Origin of the sequence: Mycobacterium sp. (genome assembly GCF_050701675.1) — a bacterium.
GTDB lineage: Bacteria > Actinomycetota > Actinomycetes > Mycobacteriales > Mycobacteriaceae > Mycobacterium.
In genome coordinates, this window is the sequence record NZ_JBOGDD010000165.1 from 1 (window position 1) to 3,838 (window position 3,838).

The window sequence follows — 3,838 nt, forward strand, 5'->3', positions numbered from 1 at the left end:
ATCTTGAACGCGCGCATGGCATCGACCATCACGTCTGAACCGTAAGCGGGAGTCTGGTAGGGGGCGGGCAAGTCGGGCTCCTATGGCATCGGAAGTGGACCAAGCGCGGCTGTGACGAATCTAACACGACAACAAATAGACCAATAGACCATTGACGAGGCCGAGCGACCACTCTTTGGTCAGATAACGGTTCGGTAACTTTTTGGCCTGATGGTCTAGTCATTAGTCATTAAGAGGGTTTGGCTGTTGTGGCTCGCATCACATTCCGCAGGCTGGCCCGCTGGCCCGTAGCGACACTCGATCACGAAGGAGACGCTCATGCGTTACCAACGGTCGTTGGCAGTGCTGGCGCTGGCAACGATGATGTTCGAGACAGCGTGCGGCGGCTCGCCGACCTCGTCACCCGGTGGCGGCGACAGCTCGGCTGCCACTTCGGCCGCCCAGGGGGTGTACGACCGTTTCAACGGCATGTCCGGTCAGGCGCGTACTGACGAGTTGGTCAAGGCAGCCAAGGCCGAGGGCGGCTTGTCGATCTACACGTCGAACAACGACATCGCCGATCTCGTCGACGCCTTCAAGGCCAAGTACGGGTTGGACGTCAAGACATACCGGGCGTCGTCCGAAGCCGTCCTGCAGCGAATCCTCCAGGAGGAGAAGGCGAACTATCGCGGGGCCGACATCGTCGAGACCAACTCCGGCGAGATGAACGTCCTGTCCAGTGATGGGTATCTCTATCCGTACAAGAGCGAGTACCGCGAGAAGGTGCGCCCGCAGGGTCTGAAGGACAACTGGACGGCGGATCGCTTCAACGCCTTCGTCGTGGGCTGGAACACCAATCGCGTACCCGCAGGAGAAGAGCCGACGAGCCTCGAGGATCTGGCCGACCCGCGCTGGAAGGGCAAACTAGCGATGGAGATCGCCGAGGTCGACTGGTTCGCCTCGTTGACGAAGTATTGGCTCGAGCATGGCAAGACCCAGGAAGAGGTCGACCGGCTGTTCGACGCGATCGCCGCCAACGCCAAGATCACCAAGGGGCACACCGCCACCGGTGAACTTCTGGCGGCCGGCCAGTACGGCGTATTCGTCTCGGCATACACCCAGAACATCGATGGCAAGGCCGCGAAGGGTGCGCCGGTGTCGTGGCACCCGGCCAACGGAACTCCCGTGCAGCCGATCACTCTGCGTCCGAATGGCTTTGGTCTCATGAAGGATGCCGCTCATCCCGCCTCGGCGCTCCTGTTCGCAGACTTCCTGCTGACGGAGGGGCAGGACGCGCTCGAAGAGCTGCACCGGATCCCGTCGGTCCTTCGAGAGAACGATCCGCTGGCCGGGCTGGATCTGATCGAGGCTCCCGAGGAGGATCTGCTCACCAACTCCGCCGAGTGGAGCGCGCGCTATCAGAAGGTGACGCAGCAGGCCGGTCAACACTGACCTCCGAGCCGGGACCGATTCCAACTACTGCCAACGACTCAACTCTTAGATCGCGGAGAACTCCAACCAGTCGTCGACCTCGAAGCGGTCGCCGCGCGCCACGATGGTCGCGCCGCCGTGACCCGGATAGTGCGCCGGGATCACCGCCGCGCGGGTGCGCGCCGCCTCGGTGAACACCCGCTTGCGGGCCACGGCCGCGGCGGCCGGGTCCACGTCGAAGCCGCACGGGTCGTCGGGCCGGGGAATCTGGATGGGGCAGTGCGTGAGATCGCCGACGAAGACGGCCGGCTTGCCTGCGTCGAGCCACAACACCGATGACCCAGGAGTGTGTCCCGCGGCGGGTCGCAGCCGAAGTGACTCGCTGATCTGCAGATCGTCCGACCACAGTTCCATCTGGTCTTCGATGGGAATGATGCTGTCGTCCATGACGATCCGCGCACCTTCGTTCGTGCCAGGCCCGTCGGGGGCGAAGAAGCGGTAGTCGGCCTCGGGGACCAGGTAGCGCGCGTTGGGGAACGTCGGCACCCACGAGCCGCTCGAAGAATCGACGAGTGTGGTGTTCCACCCCACGTGGTCGGTGTGCAGGTGGGTGTTGACGACGACGTCGACCTCGCCCGCGTCGACACCTGCCCGCCCCAACGCGCCGAGGTAGTCGTTGTTCAGATGCGCGAGCGCCGGGAGGTGCGGGCGTTCGCGGTCGTTGCCGACGCCGGTGTCCACGACGACGGTGAGTCCATCCACCTCGACGACCCAGCTCTGTATCAGGACCCGCCACCGCCCGTTCTCCGGTGTGACGAACGTCGGCACCAACAGGTCGGCGTTGTCCTGCCACGCCTGCGGCGGGGTCTGCGCGAACAGTCCCGTGCCGACGTCGAACTCCCACTCCACGACACGAGTCACGACGGCGTTGCCCAGCTTGATGCGGTCGGTCATTCGTCGACACTACGATGCGGTGGTGGCCGACCCCTTCGACCTGCTCAAGCGCTGCGAAGCCCTTCCTGTCGTCGGCGCGCCCCTACGCCGCAGCCGGATCCAGCTCGTCGAGCAGCTCCGTGCGGCGGTGTCGGCGGTCGGCTCGCAGGTGGTCGGGCTGGTGCTCGACGAGATCGACCTGACCGCGCTGGTGCGCGAGCGGGTGGACATCGACGCGATCGCCGCCGGGATCGACATCGACGCGATCATCGCCCGCATCGACCTCATCGGTCTGGCCAACCAGATCATCGACGGAGTCGACCTGCCCGCGATCATCCGCCAGTCGACCAACACGGTCACCGCCGACGTGATGACCGACGTCCGCACCCAGGGCGAGCGCGCCGACGACGTGGTGTCGGGCATCGTCGACCGGATGTTCGGCCGCAAGGGGACACCCCGTTGACGCGTGGTCGGCGCAAGCCGCCGGACGATCGCACCGCTGGGATCGTCAGCCGCGGCACTGCGGCCGTGATCGATCTGCTGGTCGCAGGAGCCATCGTCGGCATCCTCTACCTCGGCGCGGCATTGACCAGGCTGATGCTGCACCCGTCGTCGTTCAGCTTCCCCGCGCCGAACGCGTTCTTCTCGACGGCGGTGATGTTCGCCGTGGCCGTGTTGTATCTCGCAGGCTGCTGGGCCACCTCCGGCTGCACGGCGGGCGCGGTGGTGATGGGTCTGCGGGTCGTCGGTCGGCGTTCGGGCCGGGTATCGCTCGTGGTGGCGTTGGTGCGCGCGGCGGCCTGCGTGATCTTCCCCGTCGGCCTGGTGCTCGTCGCCGTCGACAGCGGCCGCCGCTCCGTGCAGGACCTGGTGCTCGGTACCCGGGTGGTCTACGTCAGACCGACGGGCCGATGAGCTCTTCGACGACCCACCGGGCGACGCCTGCGGGGTAGGGGTCCGGCGCGGCCCTCAACCACCGAGGATTGCCACGATTAGCACGATGATCGGAACCGATATCACCGTTGACGCCAAGGTCGCGTCACGTGCCAGCGATTCGTTGCGCCGGTACACCGCGGCGTAGGTGTTGATGTTCTGGGCCGAAGGTAGTGCCGCAAGCACGGTGATCAGCAACACCTGCTCAGGGGTGGCGTGAAATCCCCAGCGCGCCAGTGAGTAAGCCAAGGCGGGCATCAGCACGGTCTTGAAGATGACCACGATGACGAGGTCGACACGGTTCGTGCGGGTCGCGTCGCCGGTGCCGCTGGTCAGCGAGATGCCGAAGGCCAGGAGGACTGTTGGGATCGCGAGATCGGCGAGCAGTTCCAGCGGGGCAGCGGCGATGCCGGTGATCCTCACGCCGGCCGCGGCGAGTACCAGGCCCGCGACGCTGGCCGCGATGATCGGGTTGGTGACTAGGGCCAGCGCCTGCCGGCCGGGTGAACGCCGCGGCGTGCTTTCGGAATTGAGGACCGCGATCCCGATGGGTGCCATGACC

5 protein-coding genes are annotated in these 3,838 nt (G+C 65.8%); 3 read left to right on the plus strand and 2 right to left on the minus strand.

All coding sequences use genetic code 11. The features are described from left to right. Positions 1-318: 318 nt before the first annotated feature. Positions 319-1,431: an extracellular solute-binding protein gene (locus ACRDUX_RS04810; protein WP_526411528.1), complete on the plus strand. Its 1,113-nt coding sequence runs from the start codon at positions 319-321 to the stop codon at positions 1,429-1,431. 45 nt (positions 1,432-1,476) lie between these two features. Here the strand turns inward: ACRDUX_RS04810 and ACRDUX_RS04815 are convergent, their stop codons facing one another. Continuing rightward, on the minus strand, positions 1,477-2,364 hold the full coding sequence (locus tag ACRDUX_RS04815; protein WP_526411530.1) for an MBL fold metallo-hydrolase: 888 nt from the start codon (positions 2,362-2,364) through the stop codon (positions 1,477-1,479). 22 nt (positions 2,365-2,386) lie between these two features. On the opposite strand from ACRDUX_RS04815, the gene ACRDUX_RS04820 reads away from it, so the two are divergent. Both ACRDUX_RS04820 and ACRDUX_RS04825 read left to right on the plus strand, forming a co-directional pair. Beyond that, the gene (locus ACRDUX_RS04820; RefSeq protein ID WP_526411532.1) at positions 2,387-2,806 is read left to right on the plus strand and encodes a hypothetical protein; all 420 of its coding nucleotides are present in this window, start codon (positions 2,387-2,389) and stop codon (positions 2,804-2,806) included. Continuing rightward, a complete protein-coding gene (locus ACRDUX_RS04825) occupies positions 2,803-3,258 on the plus strand; it encodes an RDD family protein (protein WP_526411534.1) in 456 nt (151 codons plus the stop codon). The genes ACRDUX_RS04820 and ACRDUX_RS04825 overlap by 4 nt, the downstream gene beginning before the upstream one ends. A 54-nt stretch (positions 3,259-3,312) precedes the next feature. Here the strand turns inward: ACRDUX_RS04825 and ACRDUX_RS04830 are convergent. Further along, positions 3,313-3,838 (minus strand): AEC family transporter (locus ACRDUX_RS04830; protein WP_526411536.1); only part of this gene is annotated, 526 nt, incomplete at its 5' end.

Bases quoted from the DNA above. Each gene is read 5' to 3' on its own strand.
- ACRDUX_RS04810 (WP_526411528.1), top strand. From the start codon at position 319: ATGCGTTACCAACGGTCGTTGGCAGTGCTGGCGCTGGCAACGATGATG.
- ACRDUX_RS04815 (WP_526411530.1), bottom strand. From the start codon at position 2,364: ATGACCGACCGCATCAAGCTGGGCAACGCCGTCGTGACTCGTGTCGTG.